This is a genomic window from Paenibacillus nitricinens (genome assembly GCF_052056485.1).
GTDB lineage: Bacteria > Bacillota > Bacilli > Paenibacillales > Paenibacillaceae > Paenibacillus_AQ > Paenibacillus_AQ nitricinens.
On the sequence record NZ_CP183948.1, the window covers coordinates 3831537 to 3858009 of the forward strand.

Consider the following 26473-nt stretch of genomic DNA (forward strand, 5'->3'; position numbering starts at 1 on the left):
AATTATGATAAACGAAAAATAAACAAAAAAAGAACCCTCGAAATCTAATCGATTCGTCGGTTCTCTTTTTCTTATACTAATTCATCATCTTCTTAATCAACGCTTTGAGCTTAGGATCAGGTGAAGTTCCAAGCTCCTGTTGAAGGGTCTCTTCCAATTGCCCATATCGCCGATAGGCTTCATTCATTCGCCCTAGTTCAATATATAAATGGATGATTTCCTGATGGATATCTTCTCTCAAGGGGTCCAATTTCAATATTCTCTCAAAGTAGTGCAGTGATTGTTGAGGTTCGTTCTGCTCCATGTGAAATCTACCTGCCAGTTCCAGCAGTCCAATAAAATCCTGTTCAAGACGGAGTGTCTTCCCACTGGCCCAATCGTATGATTTTCCTTTGAGAAAGGTTCCCGTATACAATGTTTCCACTAGATTGAACCACGCTGAATTTCTTTTCAAGACATGTCTAATTTGCTTCAACAATCGCTCAAATTCATACAAATCACAATAAACACTGCGTTCATCTATACTAATTTCATTTCTACTCGCCTTTATTACACTAGGACCGATTGCTTTTCGAATATAATATAAGGTAGAGTTCAGATTTTTGAGCGCTTTTTCAGGTTCCAGCCCGCTCCATAAGGTGTCGATAATTTCTTCACGGCTAACGGTTCCTTTACTAACCAAAAAAGCAAACAACTCTTCGGTTTTTGGACTTCTCAACTTAATGGGCTCTCTGTCTTGTGTCCGGCGGTATATCTTTAGTCCATTAAATAAAAGCACTTCCATAACAGGCTGAACCGTCACTCCTCGATTTATTTTTTTGATCTTATCCAGAGTTTTAGTTAATCGCTGAGCAGTTACAGGCTTCAACAGATAATCGACAGCACTCAGTTCGAAGGCTTGCAGTGCGTACTCGTCATACCCTGTAACAAAAACCACATCAATCGATTCATCTAGTTCATGTAAAAAGGCAGAAAGCTTCATTCCATTCGTGTCAGGCATAGAAATGTCCAAAAATGCAACATCAATCGAATTTCCCTTTACAAATTCATAGGCTTCTGTCGGATCCAGAAAAGTACTGTATACTTCAATCTCACCACTCTGAGACAATATTCTTTTTAACCGCTTAATTGATAGTTCTTCATCATCTACGATAATAGCTCGAAGCATGTGTCAACCTCCTACCCGCTTGCTATGCTGTTTGGGGATGTCAAAAGAAACCCGTGTACCTTTTCCTTCAACACTTTCAATACATACACTTTTTCCATAAAGAAGTTTGATGCGCTGACTGATATTCCACAGCCCTACGCCTCTTTTATCTACATCTGATCGCATAATCTCCTTCAGCTTGTGTTCGCTCATTCCACATCCATCATCTTCTACAACAAAGCTGACCACAGCAAGATCCGACGACTCTTTCACAGCTATAGTGACCTTTCCTCCGCGTAAATTGGACATCAGTCCATGTCTTATAGCATTTTCCACTAATGGTTGTAAGATCAGTGGAGGAATCCGGCTATCTGAATTTGCGGTTATATCATATTGGACTTGTAATCTCGAACCAAAGCGCACTTTTTCAATATTAACGTAAGCTTTAACCAGTTCTAGCTCGCTCTCCAGGGTCGTTAACGAATCCAACTGTTTGAAATCAAAGCTACTTCTCAAATACTGTGATAGCTCCAGTGTTAATTCCTCTGCCTGCTCAGGTTCTTCCACACATAATGCAGCAATTGAATTCAGGGCATTATACAAGAAATGAGGTTTAATCTGAGAACGTAAAAAGGCGATTTCGGCATCTTTTGCCATTTTCACGGAAGCTCTCAATCGGGTCAGACTTTTCACTCGCGCCATTAGCTCCTCCGCTTCAAACGGTTTCCCCACATAATCATTTGCCCCTTTGTCCATGGACAATTTCATATCGGTAAGTCTGTTTTTCGCCGTTAACATTAATACAGGGAGCTCAAAGGCAGTGAACCTTTCTCTGATCTTTTGCAGCACCTCATAGCCAGAAATATCAGGCATTGTAATGTCCAGAACAACCAGGAAAAAGTCTGAATTCTTCGATAGCTCATCGAGTGCCAACTGCCCGCGGTTCACGACAACAATGGGATATCCCTCTAGCTTGAACAAGTTGATCATCGATTGAAGGTTAGCAAAATCATCGTCCACGACCAAGATCGGTTCATTGATTTTACCTTTAATATATACGGGGTACTCCTGACGAGGGAAGACAACCTCTCTATAAGGAAGTGTCTTTTCAACCATTGGACCCGTGATTTGATTAGATAACTTCTCCCAGCGTGGAAGGGTAAAAATAAAAACCGAACCTTTACCTATATTAGATTCCACTCTAATGTTCCCACCATGTAACTCCACTAACTTTTTGGTAATGCTTAGTCCGAGACCTGTTCCACCATGACTATGGATTTCAGCTTCGTCCACCTGCTCATAGGCCATAAAAATACGTTTTTGCATATCCGGTGCAATTCCAATTCCCATATCTGCTACACGAACTTCAACCCATTCATGCATAGCTCTTGCACTAATATGTATTTCACCTTGCTCCGTAAATTTAATCGCATTATCTACCAAGTTGTGCAAAATCTGAATCAGCCGATTGCCATCCGCATGCACCGTAGGGAAATCTGGAGCAACACTGTTTATGAGCAGGATCGACTTTTCTCCGAGCAGGAACGAATGAATACCGATGACAGAATCAACTACAGCTTTCAGATCTAACGTGCTTTTATATAATGTGATATCTCCATGCTTCATTTTAGAATAATCGAGCAATTCGTTTACCATATAAGTTAATCTTCTGCCACTTCCCAAAACGATCGCTAGATTCTGCGCTTGCCTGTCGGTAACTGGACCCTCAACCCCATTAAGAAGTGTAGCGGTAATATTCACTATGGCATTCAATGGTGTTTTCAGCTCATGAGAGGTGTTGGAGAGAAACTCATCTTTAATTTTGTCCAATCCAATTAGCTGGTTTTTCATTTCGTCTATCGTATGATAAGCCTCGAAAAAACGGAGCACAATTAGTACGATCATAATGATATTAAAAGCAACAATGTAGAACTGTCCAAGCCAAAGATTCTCTTTCATCGAAAGCGCAAACAGAATAATGTCTATGGAGTACAGATTAATAGCAAGAATAGCCAAGAACAGCAGCAACGATTTGATCCGATTTACTTCTGCGCTTCTAATATACAAGAGAGCCACTCTAAACAACATCCAAATTAACATCAATTCATATACAAAAATCACATACGAAGAGAAGACCGTATAAGTACGAATAGGCAGAATCACTACCAGAATTATAAAGCTGCCTAGTATAATCGTTACGGCTTGCGCAAGTTTTAAAGAGATTATGCTTTTCTGCATTTGGTAGAAAAATATAGCCAGAACAATAAAACCCGATATGGAGGTAATATCTTTCACTTTGTATAAGACAATAAACGAAAGGTTTGGGAAAAACAGTAACAGCGAACGTTCTCCAATCAATCCATGATAAATCGCGAGCACCAAACAAATAATAGCAAACACTAATAAGGAGTAGTCCTTCTTACGGTATAACGCAGCCGCTACAAAGCAGATAACAAAAATAAGGGATAACGTTCCCAAAATTGCAACTGTGCTAAATTCACGAGCCATACTCTTCTGCTGGTTCTCCATCATCGCGGCTTCTTCGCCAAAAGTCAGAGATACGGGAATGCCTGCATTTACATATTCATAATTAGACACTTGAATGATGATCTCAACATCACCCTTTTCAGACGAAAACAGCCCAACCTGCGGAATATTCCCCGACTTGTAATCGGCTGTACTCATAGCTGGCTTTCCATCCTCAATCAGTAGATGTCCATTCGCATATATCGCACTTGAAAAGCGGATGTTCGTTTTTTTTATGGCAAATACACCGTTTACAGGTACATTTTTCAGCACCATCCGATAAGTAGCAGAACCAAATTTAGGTAATGGTTCCCCATCAATCACTTTGCCATTCCACTGTGAAGGGACCTCCATCCATGCTGAAGGAACTGGTTTTTCTGTGTTTGCTCCTATAAAATGCTCAGGCGTTAGCAACTGGTTCCAATAAAATTCCCACTCACCATCTAGTTTGATAATCTCTTGTTCTTGGTAATCCCACGTTGAAAGATCCATACTACCCTTCTGAACTTGCAGGTGATTCGCATGCCGATCGTTGTCTATAAAAACGGATAGCGGTATTGTTGCTATCGAGATGAAAGCGATTAAATAAATAAGTAACGTCCTTTTGAGCATCGTAGGCCCCTTTTCTATGGAGAAGTAAAGCTGCAGCAAACGCTTGGGGCATCGTGCACACTTGGATTAAATAGGATATCAGTAGAATATAAGATAAATGATATATCACGATAAAATAATTCTATAAAATTTTCTGTTTTCCTTCATGTTTCGACAATTCATTGGAATCTTGGTTAGCTATTACCGATTAGTATTAAGTGATTACTCGGTCTATGGGACTATGCTATATTATGCTCTATAGCTTGTTACAAGCAAGTCGTTCGGACTCAGGTGACCTTTTTTTGCTGAATTCTTTGGATTTCGCCATGTTATCGGACTCAGTTGCAGCTATTTGCTCAAAGCCACCTCATTTATGCTCATAAGATTTAATGATCAAAATAGCCTTAATAGCTGCGGTACTGTCCGTAAATAGTCTACTTAACTTCTGTATAGAGAATACGACGAGACAAAACATTTTCAGTGTGCTATATGATCTGAAAAATGGTTATCAGTTCTTTCTTTAACTTACCAAAAAAGAAAGCCATTCAGAGGAATCTCTGAATGGCTTTCTTTTTCTCTGTATATCGGACAAGAGGAATTAAACTTTAGTTCTCTGTTTTACCGAAACGTTCCTTAATCATATCTGCAATTTCCTGAACCTGTGCTTCCACGGCAAGTGGATCATAGGGCCAGAAGCGTTCTCCATCAAGCTTGAACACGCGATTGTTCTTCACGGCATCCAGGGATGACCAAACTGCTGAACCTTCATCCAGTGAACCTCCGTTAGACAAATCCAAAAAGATATAGTCACCTGCGTAATCTGCAAGCTTTTCCTCGGATATCGCTACGGTATCTTTATCCTGATTAATGAGCTCTTTCTGTACAATGGCTGGTGCTTTCAGTCCGAGCTGTTGATAGATGGCCTGTCCACCGCGATTGACACCATCCCCGTTGATATACCATTCTTTGCCGAACAGACTGAAGTTGGAGAAGGTTGTACCTTCCTCGACTAGTCCTTGAATAGACTCCTTGGCGGCCTGCACTTTTACTTCGAATTGGGATAACCAATCTTTGGCTTCCATCTGTTTGTTCAAGATTTCACCAAAAGCCGTGATTTCTTCATGGACATTGTCGTATGTTCCGTAAGGGATGATGAGTGTTGGTGCGATTTTACGATATTGCTCATTCAGTTTCTCATCTCCACCGACAGTAACGATCAGGTCAGGCTGTAATGCCAAAATTTTCTCAACTGATCCCCCGTCAATCCGGCCAATGTCTGCCACGCCCTCAATATGATCAAGCACATATGGGCTTTCCAGCTCATAATCTGGCGCGCCTACAGGCTTGACGCCAAGTGCCAGAAAATCAGCAAGGTAACCTTGCGTAACGATACGTTGAGGATTTACGGGAATTTTAACATCTCCGTTAACTGTCGATATGACCTGTGTTGCTGGTGCGCTGGTCTCTGGTTGTTCTTCTGTTACGGCAGGAGCGGAAGTTTTATTTTCTGTTGTTTCTTCCGCTTGGCCTGAGCAGCCAATAATTCCTATTACGAGTAAAAGGATCATGAGCCCGGCCGACCATTTTGATTTAACCCCTGTCATTCTGCTTCTCCCCAATCAATAATGATTATCTTTCTCAATTAAACCTCCTATGTATCTTAGCTTTTGTACACAAGTATCGTCCATCTCAAAATGTGACCAATTCCATATGGACAAATGTTACCTAGCCTTAACACTATTCTCCCGAATCAGGATATCTACCATAAGTTCAAGTTGCTTCTCCAGAGACAAGGCATCATTACACCAGAATTGCTCCAGCTGGAGAGGGTATATGCGACGATTTCCGTTATTCATAATCTTGCGCCAGCCCGGGCGCTCGCTAAGTGTATCTGGTGAATCGTGATACAGGCCACCTTCATGTGCCGGAAGAACAAGAAACATATGATCTGCTGCATATTCTGCCAATTGATCTTCTTCGATGTATTGATGATTGTCAGGTTCCAGAACATCCCGGAGGATGTTAGGCTGGGGAGTAAGATGAAGTCCATAATACACGTTATAGGCTGCTCTAGCGGTTGCATTCCAGATACAAATGGTGCCGTCTTCCCACAGCTCATATAGACCAACTGTTTCACCAGGTTTAATAAAATCTTTTAGTCGATCAGATTCGGTTCTGGCCCGTGTTATGTAATGTTCGATCCAATCCTCGGCTGCCTGTTCTCGTCCTACAATTCGGCCAATCAGACGAACAGTCTCGAGTCGACCCAGTTGGTTCCAAGGGAGAACAATGACCTGGGATATACGTTCAAGTTGTTCGAGCTTGTGCGGCAAGTAGTACAGATAATCCGGTGCGATGATTAAATCAATCGGTTCAGCGCGTAGCATTTCTTCCACGCCATGTTCATCCAGATCAATTACGTCATGCAACTCATCCTGGATTAATGGAGACAGGGCCCAAGGAAGGAAGGAAGCGGCCACGGGTTTAATGCCGAGGGCAAGCAGATCCCCTGTATACTGAACGGTTGCAATCCGTCTCGCACGTGGCTGTAATCGATACTCACTTGGGCTGATCCCGGTGAATTGCTTAAACTTGCGGCTTAAATATAGACCGTCAGCATAGCCTACCAACAAGGCAATATCATTCAATGTGGCCTGTGTGGATAGGAGGTATTGCTTTGCCTTATCTATCCGAACTCGGGTCAGATGAGCCTGGAAGCTGCGTCCCACCTGTTTTTGAAAAAATCTAGAGAAATAGCTTGCGTTAAATCCGGTCATGCGGGCAATGTCTTCCCGGGTGATATGATCTCCATAGTGATGATTGATATAGTAAATAGCATCCCGAATTACGCTGTCTACCATTTCTGTGGCAGGTTTAACAGCCAGCTTGAACAACTCAAGCAACTCACTCAGCAGAAAATGGGAGCGGGCTTCTTTGGACTGAATGCTGCCTGAACGTTTGTCGGTTAGTTCCTGGATAATGGCAAGAATCCGTAGCCCTTGTGAACTGGTTCCAGTCCTTGATCCATGTGCAGGCAAGTTCTCTGAGGTAAGTTCATAGACACGCTTCTCATGAGTCTCTTTCGTTAATCCGTATTCCAGTAAGCCAATATGATATATCGTGAAGGCAGAAGCCGGAGTATGTATAAGCTCCAGGGAGCATGGGGGATACAGGAAAAGGGTCTGGCCTTTAAGTAAAACGCCATGTACCTGCCCATAGTGGAAGTTCACCGTGGCTGTACAGGTCACCAGCGAAGGCGATTCTATGGGAATAATTCCGGTTTGCTGTGCTGCTTCCCAAGGAATCACTCGGGCATTTGTCAGTACAAGCATAGCTGCAGCCTCCTAGTCGTATGTTCTATCTTGAACATATCATGTATGGACTCGAATAATCAATCTGTGAGAAGAACGTCGACATAAACAGAGGAGTGATGGCAAGGTGACTAATTAACACTTGTTCAACTTAGAATAAATCATAATTTAAAAAAGTCTTGTTACTTCCATCAGAAAATAATAAGACACCTTAGCGTACTCCTGATATGCTCCCGTCATAGTAGACAGTAGAAAAAACAAAAACTTCTACTGCTACAATGACGGGAGTTTTTCTAATGTCTAAAAGAAGTCCAGCATCTTTAGAAGTAAAATTACATGTCGTACGGCTGTGCCTTGAGCACAAGTCGAATCCAAACTATGAGGCAAAACAGCGAGGTCTTAGTTCGCACACGGTTAGAGAATGGATTAGGAAATATAAAGCAGATGGTTTGGACGGGTTAAAGGAATCGAGAACATGGAAAACATACTCTAAGGAATTCAAACTGGCTGCTGTTAACGAAGTGTTGTCTGGTCGTTTCTCCGTTGAAGAGGCGACAAACAAGCATCATATTTCAAGTAGAAGTGTTTTGATCAAATGGATTACCAAGTATACTAATGAGATAGAATTAAAACCTACACATAAAGGAAAAGGACTATCTCATATGAACAAAGGACGTAAAACAACTTTCGAAGAACGTATTGAAATTGCACAATATACCATCGCTAATGAATTGGATTATCAGAAAGCGATTGAAAAATACGGTGTATCTTATCAGCAAGTTTACGCATGGGTTCGGAAATATCAAGCTGGCCGTGAGGAAGCTCTTCAGGACAATCGAGGTCGTAAAAAGCCTGTAGAAGAACTAGAGGAGCATGAACGTCTTAAGCTACGGATTAAAGAGCTAGAAGCGCGAAATGAATACCTAGAGATGGAGAATGACTTCGCAAAAAAGTTGGCAGAGATCAAGCGACGAAATACACGCTAACCCTCGTTCGACAAGTAAACTTGTATCAAGCGATTCAAGAACTGAACAAAGAAAAAGGTCACGCAATTACGAAGTTGTGTGCGTTAGCTGGGGTTGCTCGATCTGCCTATTACAAGTGGTTAAAATGGAAACCCTCTTGCATAGAACTTGAAACTCGTGCGTTAGCGAAAGAAGTAAAGCTACGATATGACAAGCGAAAAGGGATTCTTGGCTACCGTCAAATGCGCACGCAATTAAACCGAAAGCTCAAAAAGCAGTACAACAAAAAGCGTTATTACCGAATTATGTGTGCTCTTGGGCTTAAAGCAGTCATTCGCAGAAAACGAGCAAGTTATGTGAAAGCTACGGAGATCCATGTAGCTGAAAATGTAATGAACCGTAACTTTGATGCCAATTCCCCTAATTCAAAATGGTGTACAGATGTGACAGAACTGAAGTACGGGAATGGGCGCAAAGCCTATTTGAGTGCCATTATTGATGTATATGATAATTCCATTGTTTCATGGGTATTAAGCCATTCCAACAACAATAAACTCGTGATGGATACGTTGAAAAGGGCTTACGCGAAGAATCCTGGCGTATCTCCTCTTCTACAAAGCGACAGAGGTTTCCAGTACACGTCACATGAGTATAACCGACTTCATGTGAAATACGGATTTAAGAAAAGCATGTCTCGTGTGAGCCGATGTTTGGATAACCAACCTATTGAGCGTTTTTGGGGTACTTACAAGGCAGAAAGCTATTATCTTACAAAATTTGATACCTATGAAGAAGTCCTCACGGAGGTTAGCAAATATATTCACTACTACAATAATTACCGCTATACAGAATGTTTGGATGGCTTGTCACCTAACGAATACCGACGAGCTGCATAACGAAAATACCTCAGCTCTAGTAATACGAGCTGAGGTATCTAAACTAACTATTTTTGTTTTTTACACTGTCCACTTGACAGGGAGCACTTCATCCCGACAGCTGTCTTTATCCGTATACTTTTGGCTGCTCCTCCGTCGCACTCCATACGAGAGCGTGGATTGAGATCATATTAGCAGCAGATCTTAGTAAAGGAGATGCTCAGCAGCAGTTCATGCCGTCCCCCTGTTCCACACGTGCCGGAGCAGCCATACTGATTTACAGAATTCTTATACAAAAACAAATACAAAATAGAGCACCTCAAAAATCATATTCATGTGGTTTTCGGGGTGCTTTTTTGAAGTCGTTACCTTGGAATGGATACAAAAGTTTGCTATTGACTTTACCCTTAGGGGAAGGTGCATAGTGGAATTGAACATTAAATATTAAAGAAATGGAGATGAGATTGTTGCTTTCTATAGGAGAATTCTCGAAGATATGCGAAGTGTCAACCAAAACGCTGCGGTATTATGATGAAATCGGATTAATTCATCCCGATGAGATTAATCCTGAGAACGGTTATAGGTATTATTCCATCAAACAACTATCAAAAATGCTCTTTATCAACCGTTTGAAATCTTATCAATTCTCTCTGGAAGAAATCAAAGCTATTCTGGAATGGGAGGAGGATCAGTTTGAAGAGAAACTTAGTGCAGTCCTTCATCTCAAAAAAAGAGAAATACAAGAGAAACTACGAACTTACGAATATACGTTAAAGCAAATTAATAGTGATGTTCTAAATTTAGAGAATGGAATATCTATGATGTCCTACCTAAATAAGATAGAAGTGCAACTTGTTGAAACCAAACCAATGCATATTCTTTTCACGCGTCAAATGTTGAGCAGTGATGATTATGCACTCGGATATGGTAACTATTTTATCAAGCTGTATGAAACCATTGCCACTGAAAAGCTGACCTTGCTGGGCACGCCAATAACCATTTATCACAGCCAAGAATATAATCCTGCCGGGAATGATACAGAGTTTGCCCTACCTATTAAGGAGAATATAAAAGGAACGAGAGAATTATCTGAGGAACTATGTGCGAGGTCGGTTTATAAAGGCCCTTATTCAGAATTGACATCGGTCTATGCGAAGCTCACAGAATGGATAGAAAATGAAGGTTATGAAATGGTGAACTCACCCTATGAAAAATATATAACAGACCCCTCGCAAACTACTGATCCTGAGGATCTTGTTACTGAGGTGTATTTTCCAGTTAAGAAAAGATCGTAGGCGCACTCATCATCACATAAAAATTTGATTAAAGGAGTTATCGATATGCACAAAAACTACCGGCCTACAAAAGACTGGCAAACTTCAGATCCGGCTAGCTTAAAAATGGATGCTGAACAACTTTCAGAACTAGAAGCTAAGATTAAATCCGACTATAGTAATATAAACGGAATTGTAGTGGTGAGCAATGGATATATTGCCTATGAACAATACTTCAATGGCTATGGCCCGGATGATCTGCATCATGTGGCTTCTGTAACGAAAAGCATCTTATCCGCCCTCATTGGTATTGCCATTGATGCCGGATATATCAAGCATGTTGATCAGAAGGTGCTGGATTTTTTCCCTGACTATGTTCCCGACGATGCTGCTTCCCACCCGCAAAAACAAGAAATCACGATACGCCATTTGCTCAACATGACCGCTCCCTATGCTTTTGAAGACTGGCATGAACCACTGGAGCAACTCTGTAAGTCGTCCGACTGGGTCAAATTCACACTTGATATCCTTGGCCACCGAGGGAATGTTGGTGATTTTAAATATTCCACCGCAGGGGCGCACTTACTGTCGGCGATCATCACTCGTTGCACAGGAAAAAGTGCCCGTGAATTTGGTAACGAGCAATTATTCAGTCCGATCGGTATGACGGAAATCCCGGATTATGAGATGAAATCATTTGGGTTTGATGATTTATTTGGGGTAAATGTGAAGGGATGGGTAGAAGACCCCAATCGTATCACCACAGGAGGATGGGGACTTACGTTGTCTCCACGCGATATGGCACGCTTTGGTTTATTATATTTGAACCGCGGAAAATGGGAGAACAATCAGATTATTTCGGAGACATGGATTGAAGAATCAACAGCGATGAACCCTAATCATTACGGTTATTTGTGGTGGCTACGCGAAGAAGATGGGATTTACACTTACTCAGCTTTAGGGGATGGTGGTAATGTCATTTGCTGCATTCCAGAAAAAAAACTTGTCGTAGCTATCGCCTCAGAATTCACACTTCAGCCTCGTGACCGGTGGCCTCTGATTAAGGATTGTATAATTCCGTCTGTAGTAGAGTAAAAAAGTAATGTTAGAAACATGCTGGTTGCCACTTCATTAACATCAAGAAGAGCAACCAGCTGTCTACACTCTAAATCATTTTACTTCAAGGAAAAATAATATCTCCTTCGTTGCTGCTTACATCAAAAAATCCTACTTTGTGTTTTATAGCCAACTCCCGCATCGCCGTGTAAGCTTCGTCAGCTACGGAATACGCGAACGCCGCATAGATGACGGATGTGCCAAGCGAGTAGTCAGTCAACCGGTTATCCGTTCCGGCCTCCTCCATCGCCTCAAAAATCTCATCCTCTACATTCATATTTGGAAATTGCTCGGACAACTCACTATAAAAGCGTTGCAGCGCCTCCGATAAAACTGATGGATCACTATAGGCATGGTCTTCCGACCACTGCACTTGCTGCTCATACCACTTCATAAACGCTGCTCTCTCTTGCGGTGCTTTAGACGTCTCGAACGCCATCAAATCATAGCTCATTTAAAATCCTCCTCTAACCCACCCTAATCGTGCATTTTCAGTTCCTAAAAAGTTTCGGGCTTGAAAAAACTTCAATCATTCACTTCAAGTGGTAATTTAATGAAATGACAATTGTCTTGATTATATATTAAAAATCATCAGATCAATACTATAGAATCACGATACTTATTCACCCATTAAATATCATGTGAACTCTGGTATATCTACAAAAGTAACCACTGGCTCCAATACGCCATGCAATTCAAACAAGATTAGTTCGTTCCCACCTTGAAGCAGAAGCGGTGCCGGTATGTAAAGCGTTTTTGTCGGACCCTTCTCCCAGTAGCGACCTAAATTAAAGCCGTTTATAAAAGCTTGACCTTTACTCCATCCGTCCAGCCGCAAAAAAGTATCCTCAGGCTTACTAACTTGAAAACACCCCCGATAGAAAGTGGGCTGCTGACGTTCTTCGCAATCTATCGAAGTGAATGATAATCCTTTAAGATCGGTTAATGGCAAGGAACGAATGGTCCAATCATGCAAAAATTGATAGCCGAGTCTAACGCCACAGGTTATGCCTTTCGGATCACGGAGCAGCGGGCCATAATTTACACGCCCCATGTTCTCCACAAGAATGTCGATTTGCAGTCCCTCAATCGGGATCTCTAGTGAAATTCCTCTCGGATCCCAGCGTTCAACTGTACCGACAAAGCCCCCATTCGCGAATACAAGCGCACGATCGCGTACTTCTTGAAGAACGAGCTTCACATGACTACGCGGTCCACTGATCTTCGTTGAATACAAGATAAATCCATAATCCTGACCCAGTTTCTCCATGGGCTCGGGACATGCTCTACTTTCTGGGTGAGACAAAACGTCTACCTGAGTGAACAGTGGTGCTGCTTCTGTCATCAACACTTTACCATAAGCTTGTGACTTTATTAACGGCGGTAATTCCAGTGGCGGCAACGTCACGTATTTCTCAATTATTTTTCGAGCTGCGTAGAATTTTGCTGTTGGCTTACCAGATTCGTCCAGCAGTGTATCATAATCGTAGCTGGTTACGATGGGCTCATATTTGTCAAAAAGATTTGCCCCATTCATAAATCCAAAATTCGTCCCCCCATGAAACATGTAGAAGTTAACAGAGGCTCCTAGAGCCAGTATTTCATCCAAAGTCTCCGCTACTTCTGATTCGGGGCGGGTATTATGCGGTTTCATCCAGTGGTCAAACCATCCATTCCAGAATTCCATGCACATCAACGGCCCCGTAGGCTGATATTCACGTAATTTAGCAAAGGCTTCCTTTGCCCGTGAACCGAAATTTACTGTGGCGAACACTCCGTCGATCAGCTCCATCTGAGGTGAATAGCAGAACATCCATGCCGCGGGCGATCATTCCTTCTCTCAGATACTTCAGGTAAGTCTTATCACTTCCAAAGCTTCCATATTCGTTCTCTACCTGAAGGGCGAGCACAGGTCCACCTTTAGTACTTAACAAAGGTCGCAATCTTGGAAGTAACACATCGAAGTAGGCATCCACCTTAGATAAATAAACCTTATCATTACAACGCAGTTGGATGTTATCGTCTGCAAGTAACCAAGCTGGCAATCCACCAAATTCCCACTCCGCACAAATATAAGGACTTGGCCGCAAAATCACGTGCAATCCGAGCTCTCCGGCGAGCTTAACGAAAGCCTCGATGTCAGCAAAGCCTGCGAAATTGAAGTCCCCTTCCTCTGGTTCGTGTAAATTCCAAGGAATATAGGTTTCAACAGTATTCAATCCGCAATCCTTCAGCTTCAGCAAACGATCCTGCCAATATTCCGGAACGATCCGGAAATAATGAAGCGCACCAGAAAGCAACCGGATAGGTTGTTCGTCTAATATAAAATGATCCCCAGATATGGATAATTTCCGCATAAAATTTCTCCTCCAACGTTGAGATAGGTTATCTCATTATAAGGAATAAAAATAGCAACCCATATGGACGATTCTAATGAAATATATGGAGAATTCATTGGTTGCTAGAGGCTTTTGTAATGCTATACACTATATCCATAGGGGGGTGGTTACGGATGTCAAAAAGAACTCATATTTGGTTAATTACCACAGATCAAATGCGTGCGGACGCACTAGGTATCGAAAATGCTTCCGTACTGACACCTGAGCTTGACAAGCTTACTTCGGAAGGCACACTCTTCACTGGAGCTTACTGCGCTAGTCCCGTTTGTACGCCCTCACGTTCCTCCATTTTTACTGGAAGGTACCCTCATGTCCATGGTGCTTGGAACATCGGTACCACACTAAAAGAAGACGAACTTACCTTGTGCGATCATTTAAAGAAAGCGGATTATAAAACCATCGGTATAGGAAAGATGCACTTCCGTCCACAAATGAAGGAGGACTTTTCACAAAAATATGAAGATCCTGCTTATCGAGATCGCGGAAGAGCTTCCGATGGAACGTACTACGGATTTGATGAGCATCATATTACTGAAGACAATTGTATCGGGGAATATATGGAGTGGCTTAGGGAACGCAACCCGGAAGTAGCAGAACGATTCAGTAAAGACCGTTTCAGAGCCTCCGATGCTCAACACGATGTGTGGGAGAGCGAAATTCCACCGGAGCTGCATCAGACTTACTGGATTGCTGAACGGAGTATCGATGCTATCCTCGCCCACAAAACCGAGCAACCGTTATTCTTATGGTCCAGTTTCGTTGATCCGCATCATCCCTTTGACCCTCCAAAAGTTTATACGGATATGTACACGGACATTGACATTCCGTCTCCAACCAGAGAAGCTGACGACGTGCTTCTTCGTCCTCCACATTTGCTGCGTCAGAGTCAGGGAGGATATTGGCCTGGTGGCGGTGAAGAGCATTCTCTTGATGAAGCGCATATGAAACGGCTCACTCGAAATTATTATGCGATGATTACCTTCATTGATGAGCAGATCGGACGTATTATAAAAGCTTGGCGTCAAAAAGAAATGTACGATGATGTTGTCATCCTCTTTACCAGCGATCATGGAGAACTGCTCGGTGACCATGGACTAATTTACAAGGGGCCGTGGTTTTATGAAGGGTTAACACGAATCCCGATGATCGTACGCGGTCCTGGGATTGCTTCCGGGCAACGGGTGTCTGCTTTGATGGAACATGTTGATATTGTCCCTACCCTGCTTGAAGCCGCAGGTCTCAAATTCCCCTACGGAATTCAAGGCGTGTCACAGATGGAAGTGCTAGCTGGCAGGGAGTCCCATGTACGTAATTCTGCCCTAACCGCTTATATTGCTCATGATCGCGGCATAAACGCTAAGTGTTTGCGCACTACACGTTATAAGCTAGTTATCTTTGCAGGAGAGACCTACGGTGAATTATATGATCTAAAAGAGGATCCTCATGAAAACCACAATCGTTTTGAAGATCCCGATTATAGTAAAATTCGTCATTCGATGGTAGAAATGCTCGTCCATCGAATGATTCAAGATCAGGACCCTTTGCCAGAACGCCGGAGTAGCTGGTAAATCAAAACACCTATTAAACCCCTTAATATTTCCATAACAGACGAAGGACAACCTGAATGTTCAGATTGCCCTTCGTTTAGATCATTTTCCCAATTCAGATGCCTTTAGAATATGAGAAATTGGACGTCCGGCAATCAATTCTCCGTTGTTTACAAACCCTTCCTCTCGTCCCTCCAGCTCGTGAATAAGACGATCTCTCCATTCATGTATACGCTCGAAATTATCGGTACATCCGATCGCATTAACCTTCTCAAAGGGGTCGGTCACTAGGTTAAAGTATTGCTCTTCGCCTGTCTGAGAATACCAAATGAATTTCTCTCTTCCATCCGTTAAAAAGTGGTGCGACTTTTCTCCATAGGCCTGCTCCCCATGAATATAAGACCGCCACACTGTCTGATCCCCCTTACACAGTGGCAACACACTTTGCCCTTCTACTGTAACTGGTATTTGGATGCCAGCAGCTTCAAGAAACGTTGGCATAATATCGCGAAGTTCTACAATAGAATCGAGCCGGGTACCTGGAAGAAGTCCAAGCGTTTCTCCCGGGTCATACACTAAGAAAGGAATCTTAGCACTCCCTTCATATGGAAGAGACTTGCGGAAATAATGGTGATCCCCCATCATCTCACCATGATCAGAAGTAAATAGAATCAAAGTTTCATTTAAAACTCCATATTCCTGCAGCCCATTGATTAACCTCCCAATTTGGTCGTCAAGATGCGTTATAAGTGCATAATATGCGGCCCGGGCACGATCCAATCTGCGCTTTGGCAAATGAGTGAACGAAGAGGTTGGATCCTTAGCTCCGTTGAAGGCGGCACTCTCATCCACCCAGTCTCCAACTGGAGGATCGGGAAATTCCAAGTCCTTATATATATCTAGATAACATTGTGGCGGATCCAATGGGGAATGCGGGCGAACGAAGGAAGACCATAGGAAAAATGGTTTCCCAGGATCTCTTCTTCGCAAAAAGTCTAGCGACTCGGTTACGCACCAATTCGTGGGATGCATCGCTTCCGGCAAGTGCCAGGGGCGGGCAACCGTTGAGGCGTTACAATCAAGGCCTAAGTCAGTGATATCCGAATTGGCATTGGTTTGTCTTCGCAGCCATTGTAAATAATCATCCACTTGATCATAGTGTTCATCATATATAACTTGGCTCTTGTCCCGATTGTAATGAAGATATCCATCATGAAGCACTACATTATGGAATCCACATAAATTACGTGCAGGATACACATGCATCTTGCCAACACACTGCGTATGATAACCAGCTTGTGCAAGCTCTCCGGCAATCGTGTGGGCGTAATTCCATTCAACCTTATCCTGATACCCCACCCGCCCATGTGATCTTTGGCCCATTCCTGTCATGATGGCAGCCCTCGCGGGAATACAACTCGGGGTAGCTGAGTAAGCGTGTTCAAATAATATCCCTCTTGAAGCAAGAGAATCCAGGTTGGGTGTCTCAACGACGGGATGTCCCATGATGCTCAGGCAATCAAAACGCATCTGATCCACTGTGATAAGCAAAAGGTTTGGCCGTTTTGAGCCATTTTGATGTTCCAGATTAGTGTCAGTCATAACCTCACTCCCTTCTTATACCCCTGCGATGACGGACGGTGTTGCGATCATGTGCCACAAATTCGCACTTATCGCTCTTGGGCCGTCATCGTCAACGAGACCGTCGAACGTCAGTAGCTCTTCTTCTAATTCAGCTATCTGTTCCACTTTCCCTTCGGCATAACTATTGATTCGATGAATAGCCGTCCTAATCCTCTGAAGCATTCCTCCCATACGAAGATCAAAAACATCAAGACCAAACACCTTATTTTCCAGCTCCCATTGCACCCGATAATCATCCATAAATCGACTGGCTAAATCTGATAATTTTGGCAAAGTCACCTTGGAAAAATGAGCCAATCCCTCAACATTTCCTCGATGATAAGCATCACGTATGGAAATCCCTATTTCGCTCTTTATTTCAAGCAAGCGACATAAGCTGGCTTGTACAGAGAATAAGGATTGCCAAGGCAAATTGCGAGTGATCGCCTGTTCGAGCTTTTTCGCACTTTGCTGATAATGCTTCGAATACACGGTAGGAATAACATGTCGATCGAACAAACCACACAAAATATCTTGATAAAGCAAGTATTTAGCCGGATTGATAGAACATCCCCCAGATGCCGAATTTCCTGGAACCAGGTTGGCTGCATCGAGTGCCATAAAGTCATCATAATTGCCTTGCACGCAGCTACTGAATCTTTCTTTGACATGATTCTCCACGAAACATCCCGTGTAGCACAGCTCCGCCCAAAGTTGAAGGGTAGGAAGAACCGAGAAGACGGAAGCTTCAGCACCGTTATCTCCCCATGCGGTAATCAGCACTTCTTGAATTCCATGCTTAACACAGCTATCATGAGCCAGCAGACTGACTTTGCGGCTGAATTCATTGTTTGGAGCGAAGCCCATCCATTTCCAAGCCCCACCTGCAAATCCGATATGATCATTCAGCTGCTTATGTTTGCGTAACATTCCGTCGTATTTCTCCTGCGTTTCCGAATAGTAATCCCAATAGATCAAAGTAACTTCTTCAGGGATCAGCTTAACAATATCGGGGCTGATTGGACTTTCAGCATCGTAATATTCTCCAGAACTGGCCAGACGGAAAAACATGTCGCTCCACATCATCGTACGGAAACCATATTTCCTGGCGATTTCCATAACAGTGCTAAAGTGTTTTAACATCAAGGAGGATCGATCTTGGTATCCATGCTTGTCTAGATATTTACCAAGTCCCATCATATGCGCTTCGTCCATCCCAATGTTTATGCGGCGACTGCTTAGATGAGTTGCCATGAAAGCGAACATTCGATCAATTAACTCGTAAGTTCTCGGATCATCAATGAGGAGAATGTCTTGGAAATCCACTAGCGGTGCATGTGCTTGCCATTTCAATGCTTGGCCCAGATGAGCCAGCGTCTGGATACAAGGAACCAATTCTATACCAAATAGCGCGGCATACTGGTCCATCTCCCGAATTTGCTCCCCTGTATATCGACCTCTTAAATAACCGAAATAAGGATACCCCTCAAGTTCGTAGGTGTCTTCCGTATACAGTTGAACCGTTGAATATCCCATAAGCGCTAATCGCCGAATCAATTCCTTATATCCTTCATGGTTAAGAACAGCATTTCGCGAGCAGTCTACCATGAATCCTAGCTGTTCATAAACCGGCATTTCATTAATTTCAACTCTCTCACCACGACGTATATTCTCTAGAAATCGGCTGAGCGCCCTGATCAATTGATGTTCCTGTTCATACGTAATAGTGACCTGAACCTCATCGTAAGATATTCGAATGCCCTTTCCTTGTTTCTTACAATTCACTGGAATCCCTGACCGTTCTATACGAATACTCAATATTCCCGCTACTTCTGAAACAGCTGCTAACTGTTTCTCGGTTAACCCTGTCAAGTGAATGCTATGAATCATAGACTTTCCCCTCCTAATCTTATAATAAGTATGCGATCAGTAGCGCCGCACATTCTTGATTCTTCTTCAAATCATTAAACGGAAGATCCGGGCTGTTTCAGCCCGGATCTTCTCTATCCATCAATTATTCAATACCTTGTTCTTTGGCCTTCGCATTTACTTCTTCTATCATTTTATCAAGACCTTTAGCCTTATAATCGTTCAAAATGTTATTCCAGTAACTTTCAACGGGTTCTTTGGAAAGCATAATCTTCAGCAGATCATCATGGTCAAGCACAGTAAATTTATCCTTTGTTGGGGTGGACATATACGTTAACCGGATGTCGTATTCCGGAACCTTCGTATTATTCTGAATCCAATCGATATAATCGACAGCTTCTTTGCGGATCCCTTCATTAGCGATCGTCGGGTTATCCATGTTATAGCTATCTGAAGTTTCATAAGCCACCAAATTCTTTAGAAATCTGCTAGCTGGATACTTCTCATTTAATGAACCCTTTTCAATGACAACCTTCTGCCCATTTTCGATCTTGTAATCGACACCTTCAATGCCATAAGTCAACAGGTCCTTGCCTTCAGGAGACAACACATAATCATAGAGTGCCATGATGCGATCCATCTTTTTATCGTCAACTTTATTGCTGAAATAACTTTCCGACCAGTACGTTTTAAAAATAGCATGTGAGCGTTCACCATCAGGTCCAATAAGTGGCTTGAGTGCCTTTATGCTCTCCATGATATCCTTATCCGGATAAGCTGTTTTCCAGCGTTTTTCATACATATCGCTATTTAAATTTATAAAACCGCCACCGCTAAGAAGAGCAGCTGCTTTGCCTGCTACGAAATTGTCATAAGACTCTGCCGGCTTAACAAGCGCAATGTCTGGATCGATCAAACCTTTTTCGTACATATTCTTCATGTTCTGCAAGGCGGGAAGCGCATTTTTCGAAAATACAGCGGGTATAAACTTACCATCCTCTTTGATCCATTTAAAGTCACTGCCGCTTCCATCACTCGTGGCAACCGGGTTACCGTACAACCAGAAGAATCCGCCCAGCATCTTGGTAGTTGTCGTCGTAAGACCGGTAATATGCTTACCTTCCGGATCCGACTTCACGATTGCATCAAGCATAGCTTCAAACTCTTCCCAGGTCTCAGGTTCTTTTGTGATACCAGCTTTTTGAGCAAGATCCCATCGATAGAAAACCATACGATCCAGTGCGCTCCAATCGACACTCGGGAACATCCGGCGAGGAACGGTATAATACTTTCCGTCTACACCTAAACCTTTAATGTCCGGCGATTCGAAGTATTTTGCAAGGTTAGGGTACTTAGAAAGCTCCGGAAGTGCTTTGACAACACCTTGTTCAACCCATTTACGCTGATATTGCGTCCCCACAGCGTCGATCGCGAAAATATCAGGCAATTGACCGGAAGCAGCCCACATTTGAATCTTCTGGGTATAGTCATCCCAGGTCATATTGACAGGTTTTAATGTAATGTTGAACTTTTCCAACACTTGTTTGGCGATTGGGTCTTTTTCGATGTTAGCAATTTCAGCATCCGCGTCCCAGAAACCAAGAGAAATGGTCATTGGATCCTTGTAAGGGGTGTCCGTGGAATTAGAAGAATCTGGAGATCCTTCACCATTTGATGCCGCCTGCCCTTTGTCGTTATTGCCTCCACCGCAAGCTGTGAGCACCAAAGCCAATAAAGTTATGCATAATGCCAGTGTCATCATTTTCTTTCTAAGCATGCTTGAAACCTCCCTTTATACTATTTTAGGATAGAATCAATCTATTTAAAATCTTTCTTATCCTTTTATCGAACCTACCATAATCCCTTTATTAAAATGCTTCTGCAGGAACGGATAAACAACAATAATCGGAATACTCGAAACTACAATTGCTGCCATTTGAAGTGCAGGTGTGTATACCTTCCCCGTCTGCTCCTGCTCGGCCATCGTCTGTGCCATTTGACTTAGCAAGGAATTCGAAGTAATGAGTGTCTCCCGTAGATAAATCTGAAGCGGTGCTTTTGCAGCATCACTGATAAAGATCAACGCGTACCACCATTCATTCCATCTTTCCACGGCATAGAACAAAGCAAAGGTCGCCATGAATGGGGCAGAGATTGGAATAATGATTTTGTAAAGGATGTACAAATCATTTGCCCCATCCAGCTTAGCTGACTCTTCCAAACTTTCTGGAATCGTATTGAAATAGTTTTTCATAATGATCAGGTAAAACGTATTGAGACCGGCGGGTATGATCATGACGAATATATTGTTTACGAATCCTAGATCTTTAACGACTAGATAAAAGGGAATTAAACCCCCATTGAAAAACATAGTGAACAAGATCAAACTAAGCATTATGTTTCTTCCCGGCATGCCCCGCTTGGATAATGCGTATGCTCCAGCTACAGAGATCGTCATGCTGAACAACACGCCAAGCGCCGTTACAATGACAGAATTTAAAATTGAAGTCCAAAACTTCATATCCTGAAGCAACAGCTTGTATGCAGACAGGTCAAACGAAAGCGGAAAAATATAAAAGTCACTTTTACTAATCGCTTCGAACTTTGCAACAGAGATAATAAGAACATTATAGAAGGGAAAAAATGTTACTAGTGCTAGAAGCCCCAGAACTACGAATGCGACGATATCGAAGACACTCCATTTTTTCCCCTTTTTAACCGTTGTGTCGCTCACTTCCTTCTCCCCTTTTCCTGCAAATTAATACAGTCCTTCCTCACCCATTTTCTTAGCGAACGAATTGGCCGCCCATAAAAGAATCAGGCTGATAATGGACTTGACGACACCCACGGCAGTCATATATCCAAAGTCGCCCCCTATCGTGAATGAAGTCCGATAAATGTATGTATCGATCGTGTCGGCAACCGAATATACCGGTGAACTATACAGATTGAATATTTGCTCGAAGCTCGAACCTTGGGTTAGTAGTTGTCCAACTTGAAGGATTAGCAGGACTGCGACTGTACTCTTCAGTCCCGGCCATGCGATGTTTAGCAAACGGCGAAACCGGTTCGCTCCGTCCACTTCCGCCGCTTCAAACAGCTCAGGATTGATTCCTGCAAGCGCCGCTAAGTAAATGATTGAATCCCAGCCGATCTCTCGCCACACATGTGTGATATAAAGAACGGGTCTAAATGCACTTTCATCTACAAGCGGAGAATTTGGATCCCCGCCAAACAACATGATGATCTGGTTATAAATCCCGTCCTTGCTTAAAATATTGATGATAATCCCCGACAGTACAACCCATGATATAAAATGCGGGAACGTCAGGATCGTCTGAAAAAACCGCTTCATTTTTGTCCTGGAAAACTCATATAAAACAATCGCCAGGATAATGGGCATCGGGAAATGAGTGATCAACTTCATCAAGCTGATAATGACCGTATTCCAAAATGCCCTTCGAAAATCGGGATCGGTCAACAGCGTTTGAAAATTTTCTAAGCCTATCCAGGGACTACCCAGGATCCCCTTACTGTAATCAAATGATTTAAATGCTAACGTTACACCGTACATGGGAGCATAGCTGAAGAGGGCGTACCAGATTAACACCGGTAGAACCATGAGGTAAAAATACTTGTAATGTAAAATCGTTTTTCCTAAGCTTTGCTTAGGAGCATTAGTCTTTAAGCTTCGCTTAGGCGTACGAGCGGTTACAGAATCAGCCAATCTTCTCCCCACCTTTCTGTATGAGATTGTTTATGCTTGTAAGCGGTTTATATGGTAAATTATATCGGGAGTGTAAATTATCTTGTATAGAGGATACACCTCCGGTCATGTGGATTTTTCACACCTTAGTGCGTGACCTTCCTGTGACACGTAATATCGGACATAGTGAGCGTAAGATAGTCCATACCCCCCTTGATCCACAATCGCTAGGATTAATCTAAGAGCTCCATATAGAAAGGGGGATTCACTTATGCGTTCAGTGATTATTGCAGATGATGAGAAGTGGATTGTAGAGGGAATTAAAGCAGGAGTGAATTGGAAGAAATACGGCTTTGAAGTCATCGACGATGCCGAAAACGGGCAAGAAGCCCTGCAATTAATTCAATCGCTTCGCCCCACCCTTGTTCTAACAGATATTAAAATGCCTGTAATGAATGGACTTGAGCTCATTCAACGTGGCAAAGCTATCGCTCCTGATACAATCTTTATCGTACTTAGTGGACATGCAGAGTTTGCTTATGCACAAAAAGCGATGAATTATGGTACGTTCGGATATTGCCTGAAACCTTTTGAAATCGAAGAAATTGAAGGAATGCTCAACCGAATAGCCCAGCAGCACGAATCGAAGGTAGTTAAAGAAAGGCCTGTCCACGACTTCGAACTATATGAAGCGGTTTGTTCCGGAGATCTCGAACGAATTAGCTTATGGTTGGATGAGAAGAGAATTCCTTTGTCAAAGGATACGCCACATATCCCCATTGTTATCCAGGGGTTAAGTTCACCTATAGATGTCGGCCAGTTCTCTCCCCTGGTCTTCCCGATGAGCCGCCGTCGGTATGGTTACTTATTGGAAGAGTGCCAATACGAAGTCTTCCTTCGGGGTCTTGAATATACAGAGGTTTTACAAGAGTGCGGGGTTGGAATTGGTTCTCCTATTTCGGATATACACCAACTGGATGCGGCTTTAGAATCCGCCTCTCATGCTGCATTCAGCATGTTCGCAACGGGAATGCCAGGATGTTATCGGTTGATTCAGCAACAGGAAATACCGATCGATGAGAAGCTCAAAGAGATTTCCCGGATTCTTCATAATAAAGACCGGCTCGGTTTTATAGCAGCCATGGAATCGTTAAAGAAATTATTCAAAGAGGGAACGTTCACCATTAAAGAAGCCTATTTGCTCTACACATCGATCCTGTACTTATTTCCTCGGGAAGGGACTCGGGTTAACGGCCGTTTTTTTGAAGGATATGAACAGCTCTATTATAGATACGGTACGGCTGAAGCTATGATCGATGATTTGATTCTTATGACGCTAGATATTTTTATGAACAGAAACGAAACTGATATTTCACGAATTTCAAACAACAAAGTCAAAGAGATCATGTTGTACATCCAAAACCATTTTAATCAAGAAATCTCGATTCAACATTTAGCGAATCAGTTTTTCTTAAGTCCAAATTACTTATGCCAATTATTCAAGAAAGAAGTCGGCGAGACCATCATCGAACATATCAGTCGTTTAAGGATTGAATACGCTTGTAAAATACTGGTCGAGACGAACCTTTCCATTTACCAAATCGGCGAGAAATGCGGTTTTCAGGATTATTTCTATTTCACGCGAATTTTTAAGCGGCATCTCAAGATGACACCAACGCAATATAGGGAACAAAACAATGAAGACATTTAAGAGACTATCCATCCGTACTCAGGTTTTGCTATTCGGGTTGTTTATTGTTGCTATTATCCCAATCATCGTCTCTAGGGTATACCAACTATCAAGCGAGACCATCATTAATCAAAATACGCAATACAATACAGAGCTTGTCTCCCTTCTCAAGCAACGGATTTCTAACAACTATGCCAACGTTTCTTCCATGATGATGAATGTAGGGTACGATTCGACCGTCCAAAAGTTCCTAGTCGAGAATGATAAGCTTCGAGGCTACGACCTATCCCAAAAGGTAGAGGGGCTATTGAGTATCGCGCGAAATATGAATACAGACATCTTAGATATTATTGTTATCGGTAGCTCTAACACACGTATTTCATTAGCGGGAAGAACAAAATATGCTGTCGATCTTATGAAGACGGCTGGGGATGATGGAATCGTTCATTATCGCGGATACAGTCCTCCAGACAAGATCATCGACAAGAGAAAATTACTGTTCGGGATGAACATCTTTGCTTCTGGTGACACGTCCCTATATGGCGAAAAAATCGGCTACATCGCAGTTATTGTGGATATGAAGGCTATTCAAACTGAAATTTCAGAGTACCCTCGATTGGTCGGAACCAGCTTTTTTATGATGGATGATAAAGGGCTGATCTACTCAAATAGTGATGAACCGGAGGACATGCTCCAGCAGTTTCAAACTCGGGCAACTGGAAGGGATGGAGAGTCAATCGTTGAAACAGTTAACGGAAAGAAATATGCTATTCAGTCCTTTATCTTACCGGAGATCTCTGGAAAAATCATAACCGCTGTTCCTGTCCATAATTTAATGAAAGAACTGGAGAAATTAAAGAAGGTCAGCTATGCTCTTCTAGCATTAATCTTGTTGGTCGTCTCTATTCCCTACTCTGTGCTCATGATGAATCTCTTAAGACCATTGTCTAGGCTTATGCGCTATATGAATCAATTAAAAGGCGGAAGTCTAGGAATATTGAACAACAAGGTCGATTTAAAAGGCTATGCTGAAATTGAAATCATCTCTCGGCAGTTCAACGATATGACAACGCGGATTCACGATTTGACGGACCAATTAATCGATGCAAACACCCAGCTTTACCAGACAGATCTGGAAAAACAACGTGCCGAATACTCGTATTTGCAAAGTCAAATTAATCCCCATTTCTTAAGCAATACTTTAGATACAATCAAAGGCGTTGCGATCGTAAAAGGAAATCGGGATATTTACGAAATGACTACCGCCTTAAGCACAATGCTCAAGTATAGCATCAAAGGCAAAGAGGAGGTCACTCTTGGGGAAGAGCTGAAAATCGCAGAATCTTGTGTGAGAATTTACCAAGGCCGTTTCCCTGACAAATTCAGTTACAAACTGTTCTGTCCACCTGAATGGTTACACATTCCCGTACCTAAAATGATCCTTCAACCTATTGTCGAAAATGCACTTGGTCATGGGCTTGAGGCTCAAGGTCAGGGAGTCTTGCTGATCACAGTAGAGAAAAGCGAAGCGGGACTGCTTGAAATCGCTGTAGAAGATAATGGTGTTGGCATCGTTGGTGCGAGACTGGAACAGCTAACCGAGCTGCTTGCTGGTAAGAACATAGAGTCCGGCGATCATATCGGGCTCCTAAACGTCAATAACCGTCTAAATCTTAAGTACGGTGATCCTTGCGGCGTTCTGCTGTACAGTAAGGAAGGTAGCGGGACGAAGACCGTTTTGAGGCTTCCCGGGGCTTTAATTGATCAGCAAGAAGCCAGAGTGTAAAAAAGGAGGTTGCCCATTCAGGGGCAGCCTCCTTTCCATTTGTCTTTC

General features: G+C 42.7%; 17 protein-coding genes and 1 pseudogene. 7 read left to right on the plus strand and 11 right to left on the minus strand.

Annotated elements, in window-relative coordinates; all coding sequences use genetic code 11:
* Nucleotides 1–76 precede the first annotated feature (76 nt).
* The 4 genes from ACN6KS_RS16920 to ACN6KS_RS16935 all read right to left on the minus strand — a co-directional run bounded on the left by ACN6KS_RS16920 (nucleotide 77) and on the right by ACN6KS_RS16935 (nucleotide 7596).
* Nucleotides 77–1168: a response regulator gene (locus tag ACN6KS_RS16920; RefSeq protein WP_094868852.1), complete on the minus strand. Its 1092-nt coding sequence runs from the start codon at nucleotides 1166–1168 to the stop codon at nucleotides 77–79.
* 3 nt (nucleotides 1169–1171) lie between these two features.
* Nucleotides 1172–4285, minus strand: coding sequence for a hybrid sensor histidine kinase/response regulator (locus ACN6KS_RS16925; RefSeq protein WP_094875222.1), 3114 nt, complete (start codon nucleotides 4283–4285; stop codon nucleotides 1172–1174).
* A gap of 584 nt (nucleotides 4286–4869) precedes the next feature.
* Nucleotides 4870–5868, minus strand: a complete 999-nt coding sequence (locus ACN6KS_RS16930) for an ABC transporter substrate-binding protein (protein WP_094868850.1) — start codon at nucleotides 5866–5868, stop codon at nucleotides 4870–4872.
* Between the two features lie 117 nt (nucleotides 5869–5985).
* Nucleotides 5986–7596, minus strand: a complete 1611-nt coding sequence (locus tag ACN6KS_RS16935) for a helix-turn-helix domain-containing protein (RefSeq protein ID WP_094868849.1) — start codon at nucleotides 7594–7596, stop codon at nucleotides 5986–5988.
* 275 nt (nucleotides 7597–7871) lie between these two features.
* On the opposite strand from ACN6KS_RS16935, the gene ACN6KS_RS16940 reads away from it, so the two are divergent.
* The 4 genes from ACN6KS_RS16940 (at nucleotide 7872) to ACN6KS_RS16955 (ending at nucleotide 11784) form a co-directional block, all read left to right on the plus strand.
* Complete coding sequence (locus ACN6KS_RS16940; RefSeq protein ID WP_440960103.1) at nucleotides 7872–8561, plus strand: helix-turn-helix domain-containing protein; 690 nt, start codon at nucleotides 7872–7874, stop codon at nucleotides 8559–8561.
* 20 nt (nucleotides 8562–8581) lie between these two features.
* Nucleotides 8582–9436, plus strand: a complete 855-nt coding sequence (locus tag ACN6KS_RS16945; RefSeq protein WP_440960104.1) for an IS3 family transposase — start codon at nucleotides 8582–8584, stop codon at nucleotides 9434–9436.
* Between the two features lie 446 nt (nucleotides 9437–9882).
* On the plus strand, nucleotides 9883–10710 hold the full coding sequence (locus ACN6KS_RS16950; RefSeq protein ID WP_440960105.1) for a MerR family transcriptional regulator: 828 nt from the start codon (nucleotides 9883–9885) through the stop codon (nucleotides 10708–10710).
* A 45-nt stretch (nucleotides 10711–10755) separates the two neighbouring features.
* Nucleotides 10756–11784 (plus strand): serine hydrolase domain-containing protein, encoded by a 1029-nt coding sequence (locus ACN6KS_RS16955; protein ID WP_440960106.1) that lies wholly within the window; start codon nucleotides 10756–10758, stop codon nucleotides 11782–11784.
* A gap of 85 nt (nucleotides 11785–11869) precedes the next feature.
* On the opposite strand, the gene ACN6KS_RS16960 is transcribed toward ACN6KS_RS16955, so the two are convergent.
* Together ACN6KS_RS16960 and ACN6KS_RS16965 are read right to left on the minus strand one after the other, a co-directional pair.
* Nucleotides 11870–12259, minus strand: coding sequence for a hypothetical protein (locus tag ACN6KS_RS16960; RefSeq protein ID WP_440960107.1), 390 nt, complete (start codon nucleotides 12257–12259; stop codon nucleotides 11870–11872).
* 183 nt (nucleotides 12260–12442) lie between these two features.
* Nucleotides 12443–14162, minus strand: a pseudogene (locus tag ACN6KS_RS16965) (glycoside hydrolase family 35 protein).
* A 155-nt stretch (nucleotides 14163–14317) separates the two neighbouring features.
* On the opposite strand from ACN6KS_RS16965, the gene ACN6KS_RS16970 reads away from it, so the two are divergent.
* Nucleotides 14318–15772: a sulfatase-like hydrolase/transferase gene (locus ACN6KS_RS16970; RefSeq protein ID WP_440960108.1), complete on the plus strand. Its 1455-nt coding sequence runs from the start codon at nucleotides 14318–14320 to the stop codon at nucleotides 15770–15772.
* Between the two features lie 81 nt (nucleotides 15773–15853).
* On the opposite strand, the gene ACN6KS_RS16975 is transcribed toward ACN6KS_RS16970, so the two are convergent.
* The 5 genes from ACN6KS_RS16975 to ACN6KS_RS16995 all read right to left on the minus strand — a co-directional run bounded on the left by ACN6KS_RS16975 (nucleotide 15854) and on the right by ACN6KS_RS16995 (nucleotide 22970).
* Nucleotides 15854–17353, minus strand: coding sequence for an arylsulfatase (locus ACN6KS_RS16975; RefSeq protein WP_440960109.1), 1500 nt, complete (start codon nucleotides 17351–17353; stop codon nucleotides 15854–15856).
* A gap of 15 nt (nucleotides 17354–17368) precedes the next feature.
* Nucleotides 17369–19264, minus strand: coding sequence for a family 20 glycosylhydrolase (locus ACN6KS_RS16980; RefSeq protein WP_440960110.1), 1896 nt, complete (start codon nucleotides 19262–19264; stop codon nucleotides 17369–17371).
* 124 nt (nucleotides 19265–19388) lie between these two features.
* Nucleotides 19389–21020: an extracellular solute-binding protein gene (locus ACN6KS_RS16985; RefSeq protein WP_094868841.1), complete on the minus strand. Its 1632-nt coding sequence runs from the start codon at nucleotides 21018–21020 to the stop codon at nucleotides 19389–19391.
* Nucleotides 21021–21077: 57 nt separating this feature from the next.
* Nucleotides 21078–21977: a carbohydrate ABC transporter permease gene (locus ACN6KS_RS16990; RefSeq protein ID WP_094868840.1), complete on the minus strand. Its 900-nt coding sequence runs from the start codon at nucleotides 21975–21977 to the stop codon at nucleotides 21078–21080.
* A gap of 24 nt (nucleotides 21978–22001) precedes the next feature.
* Nucleotides 22002–22970, minus strand: a complete 969-nt coding sequence (locus ACN6KS_RS16995) for an ABC transporter permease (RefSeq protein WP_256990324.1) — start codon at nucleotides 22968–22970, stop codon at nucleotides 22002–22004.
* A 250-nt stretch (nucleotides 22971–23220) separates the two neighbouring features.
* On the opposite strand from ACN6KS_RS16995, the gene ACN6KS_RS17000 reads away from it, so the two are divergent.
* Together ACN6KS_RS17000 and ACN6KS_RS17005 are read left to right on the plus strand one after the other, a co-directional pair.
* The gene (locus tag ACN6KS_RS17000) at nucleotides 23221–24660 is read left to right on the plus strand and encodes a response regulator transcription factor (RefSeq protein ID WP_440960111.1); all 1440 of its coding nucleotides are present in this window, start codon (nucleotides 23221–23223) and stop codon (nucleotides 24658–24660) included.
* On the plus strand, nucleotides 24647–26425 hold the full coding sequence (locus tag ACN6KS_RS17005) for a cache domain-containing sensor histidine kinase (protein ID WP_440960112.1): 1779 nt from the start codon (nucleotides 24647–24649) through the stop codon (nucleotides 26423–26425). Before ACN6KS_RS17000 ends, ACN6KS_RS17005 begins: the two co-directional genes overlap by 14 nt.
* The last annotated feature ends 48 nt before the right edge of the window (nucleotides 26426–26473 follow it).

Excerpts from the sequence above, each read along its gene's own strand:
- ACN6KS_RS17000 (WP_440960111.1), top strand. The coding sequence starts at position 23,221 with ATGCGTTCAGTGATTATTGCAGATGATGAGAAGTGGATTGTAGAGGGA.
- ACN6KS_RS16920 (WP_094868852.1), bottom strand. The coding sequence starts at position 1,168 with ATGCTTCGAGCTATTATCGTAGATGATGAAGAACTATCAATTAAGCGG.
- ACN6KS_RS16985 (WP_094868841.1), bottom strand. The coding sequence starts at position 21,020 with ATGCTTAGAAAGAAAATGATGACACTGGCATTATGCATAACTTTATTG.
- ACN6KS_RS16980 (WP_440960110.1), bottom strand. The coding sequence starts at position 19,264 with ATGATTCATAGCATTCACTTGACAGGGTTAACCGAGAAACAGTTAGCA.
- ACN6KS_RS16930 (WP_094868850.1), bottom strand. The coding sequence starts at position 5,868 with ATGACAGGGGTTAAATCAAAATGGTCGGCCGGGCTCATGATCCTTTTA.
- ACN6KS_RS16955 (WP_440960106.1), top strand. The coding sequence starts at position 10,756 with ATGCACAAAAACTACCGGCCTACAAAAGACTGGCAAACTTCAGATCCG.
- ACN6KS_RS16940 (WP_440960103.1), top strand. The coding sequence starts at position 7,872 with ATGTCTAAAAGAAGTCCAGCATCTTTAGAAGTAAAATTACATGTCGTA.
- ACN6KS_RS16935 (WP_094868849.1), bottom strand. The coding sequence starts at position 7,596 with ATGCTTGTACTGACAAATGCCCGAGTGATTCCTTGGGAAGCAGCACAG.
- ACN6KS_RS16975 (WP_440960109.1), bottom strand. The coding sequence starts at position 17,353 with ATGACTGACACTAATCTGGAACATCAAAATGGCTCAAAACGGCCAAAC.
- ACN6KS_RS16960 (WP_440960107.1), bottom strand. The coding sequence starts at position 12,259 with ATGAGCTATGATTTGATGGCGTTCGAGACGTCTAAAGCACCGCAAGAG.
- ACN6KS_RS16970 (WP_440960108.1), top strand. The coding sequence starts at position 14,318 with ATGTCAAAAAGAACTCATATTTGGTTAATTACCACAGATCAAATGCGT.
- ACN6KS_RS16925 (WP_094875222.1), bottom strand. The coding sequence starts at position 4,285 with ATGCTCAAAAGGACGTTACTTATTTATTTAATCGCTTTCATCTCGATA.
- ACN6KS_RS17005 (WP_440960112.1), top strand. The coding sequence starts at position 24,647 with ATGAAGACATTTAAGAGACTATCCATCCGTACTCAGGTTTTGCTATTC.